General features: G+C 67.9%; 4 protein-coding genes. All 4 read left to right on the top strand.

The genetic code is table 11. The features are described 5' to 3' along the window. A partial coding sequence (locus A6M56_RS13225; RefSeq protein ID WP_286758163.1) for a glycosyltransferase occupies positions 1-543 on the top strand: 543 nt, incomplete at its 5' end. Positions 544-664: 121 nt separating this feature from the next. Continuing rightward, positions 665-1,435 (top strand): SDR family oxidoreductase, encoded by a 771-nt coding sequence (locus A6M56_RS13220; RefSeq protein ID WP_286758162.1) that lies wholly within the window; start codon positions 665-667, stop codon positions 1,433-1,435. A gap of 388 nt (positions 1,436-1,823) precedes the next feature. Then, positions 1,824-2,459, top strand: coding sequence for a D-glycero-alpha-D-manno-heptose-1,7-bisphosphate 7-phosphatase (locus A6M56_RS13215; RefSeq protein ID WP_286758161.1), 636 nt, complete (start codon positions 1,824-1,826; stop codon positions 2,457-2,459). Continuing rightward, positions 2,456-3,005: glycosyltransferase family 9 protein (locus tag A6M56_RS13210; protein ID WP_502686924.1), on the top strand; the 550-nt coding region annotated here is incomplete at its 3' end. The genes A6M56_RS13215 and A6M56_RS13210, both read left to right, overlap by 4 nt.

Below are 3,005 nucleotides of genomic sequence, written 5' to 3'. Positions count from 1 at the left end.
GACGTGCCGGTGCGCCTGCTGGTGGTGGGCGGCAATTCCGAACTGCCCGATCCGACCGCCACCCCGGAGCTGGGGCGGCTGATGCGGCTGACCGAAGAACTCGGCATCGCCGACGCCGTGACCTTCACCGGACAGCGCCGGCGCGGCCAGCTGCGCTACTACTACAGCGCGGCCAACGTGTTCGTCACCACCCCGTGGTACGAACCGTTCGGCATCACCCCGGTGGAAGCGATGGCCTGTGGCACGCCGGTCATCGGCACCGCCGTCGGCGGCATCAAGACCACCGTGGTCGACGGCGAGACCGGCTACCTGGTGCCGCCCAACGATCCGGCCGCGCTGGCCGAACGCCTGCTGTGGCTGCAGCGCCATCCGCATGTGGCGCAGCGGCTGGGCTGGGCCGGCATGCGGCGCGCCTATCAGCAGTTCACCTGGCGCAATGTCGCCGCGCTGATCGCCGCAGTCTACGAAAGCGTGACGCAGCCGGCGCCGAGCTACGCCACCGGCACCCGCAGCGCGGCGGCCGAAGTCGGGCTGCGCAGCTGAAGCATTGAACGTGAAGGCTAAGTGAAGGCTAAACGTGAAGATTAAACGTGAAGGCGCGTGAAGGCGCGCGCCGGCAGTCAGCAGATTCTTTGTTCATCTTTTGGATTTGGAGGAGGCCCACTTGAGCATCGTTAAAGTATCGAGCTATGCCCCCAACCCGGCCGAAGCGGCCGACCTGGCCGGCAAGAGCGCGCTGGTCACCGGCGGCGCCAGCGGCCTGGGCGCCGCGCTGTGCCACATGCTGGCTGCCTGCGGCGCCGACGTGGTGGTCGGCGACCTCAACCTGGACAAGGCGCAGACCGTCGCCTCGCTGCTGGAGCCGTCGTCCGGCAAGACCCATGCGATCGGCTTCAACGTCGGCGATCCGGTCGCCGCCGAACGCGCCATCGGCGAGACGATCGACCGTTTCGGCAAGCTCGATATCCTGATCAACAATGCCGGCACCGACGTCACCCTGCCGATCGAGGAACTCGACTACGCCGACTGGGACCGCGTGGTGCGCACCAACCTGTACGGCCCCTTCCTGCTGTCGAAATTCGCCGCGCAGCACATGAAGAAGCAGCGCGCCGGCCAGATCGTCAACATCGCCTCCACCGCCGCCAAGCGCGCCTGGCCGAACGCCAGCGCCTACCATGCCAGCAAGTGGGGCCTGTTGGGCCTGTCGCATGCGCTGCACGCCGAACTGCGGCCGCACAACATCAAGGTCACCGCCGTCGTCGCCGGCGGCATGCGCACCCCCTTCCTGCTCGACCGCTTCCCCGACATCGACGTCGCGACGCTGCAAGACCCGGCCAACGTCGCGCGCGCGGTGAAATCGGTCCTGATGCTGCCGGAGCAGACGGTGATCCCGGAGATCATGGTGCTGCCGATGCAGGAGACGTCGTGGCCGTGATTGAAGTGAACACGCGGCAGTGATCAGTCGTAGCCGCTTCCCTCTCCCGCCTGCGGGAGAGGGCCTGATCAGGCTCTTTGTATTTGCATTTTCCGCTGTGAGCTGCCGGAAAATGGGACGCCGAAGCGGAGTTAGAAGCGCGACTTGTCTGAGCCCGCAGGGCGAGTTTGTCGCGCTTCCCGCTTCGGCGTCCAATTTTCCGGGGACCCCGCAGGGGCAGCTCACCGCGGTCGCACCTCGGCGGCCCCCTTCTTTTGCTTACTTTTCTTGGCGAGACAAGAAAAGTGAGCGGCTGCCGGGCCGCCCCCGGCAAGCCTCCACGGAGAACCGACAGCATCGCATCACCGAAGAAAAAGAACAGGCCAGCGATAAAACGAGAAAACCACCTATGCGCGCAATCTTCCTAGACAAGGACGGCACCCTGGTCGAAAACGTCCCCTACAACGTCAACCCCGGCCTGCTGCAGCTCACCTGGCACGCCGGCCCCGGCCTGCAGCTGTTCAAGCAGCTCGGCTACGCCCTGTACGTCGTCACCAACCAGTCCGGCGTCGCGCACGGCCTGTTCACCGAAGCGGCGCTGGTCCAGGTCGAGCAGCGCCTGCAGGAGCTGCTCGCCCAGTACGGCGTCACGCTCGACGGCTTCTACTACTGCCCGCACGCCATCGACGGCACGGTGGCCCGCTATGCGATTCCCTGCACCTGCCGCAAGCCGATGCCGGGCATGCTGTTTCGCGCCGCCTACGCGCACGGCATCGACCTCGCCCAATCCTGGATGATCGGCGACATCCTCCACGACGTCGAGGCCGGCCGCCGCGCCGGCTGCCGCACCGTCCTGATCGACAACGGCAACGAAACCGAGTGGAAGACCTCGGCGCTGCGCACGCCGCACCTCACTGCGCCCGACCTGTACGCCGCCGCCGCCATGATCGCGGAACTGGACGGGCGGCCCGGCGCGGACAGCGCACCGGTCATGCCGGCCGCCCCCATCCACGGCGCGCGCAGCAGCGACGCGCTCAGCCCATGAGCGAACCCGCCTGGCAGCAGGCCAGGAACATCCTGTGCGTCCGGCTCGACTACCTGGGCGACGTGCTGATGACGACGCCGGCGCTGCGCGCGCTGAAGCAATCGCTGCCCCACAGCCGCCTCACCCTGCTGACCTCGCCCGGCGGCGCGCAAGCCGCTCCCTTCATCCCCGAACTCGACGACGCCATCGCCTATGCCGCACCCTGGCTGAAAAGCAGCGCCGCGCACGACGTGCGGCACGACATGGCGATGATCCGCCAGCTGCGGCGGCGCCGCTTCGATGCCGCCGTCATCTTCACCGTCTACAGCCAGAATCCGCTGCCGGCGGCGATGCTGTGCCACCTGGCGCGCATCCCGCTGCGGCTGGCGCACTGCCACGAGAATCCGTATCGGCTGCTGACGCACTGGGTGCGCGATCCGGAGCCGCAGGAATACGTGCGGCATGAAGTGCAGCGCCAGCTCGACCTGGTGGCGGCGGTCGGCGCGCGCACCGCCGACTCGCGCCTGTCGTTTCGCGTGCCGCCGGCGGACGCCGCCTGGGTCGGCG

Origin of the sequence: Ralstonia sp. RL (assembly GCF_001683835.1) — a bacterium.
Taxonomy (GTDB): domain Bacteria; phylum Pseudomonadota; class Gammaproteobacteria; order Burkholderiales; family Burkholderiaceae; genus Ralstonia; species Ralstonia mannitolilytica.
Note: the sequence above shows the minus strand (reverse complement) of the source record. Positions and strands in the feature narration are given on the sequence as shown.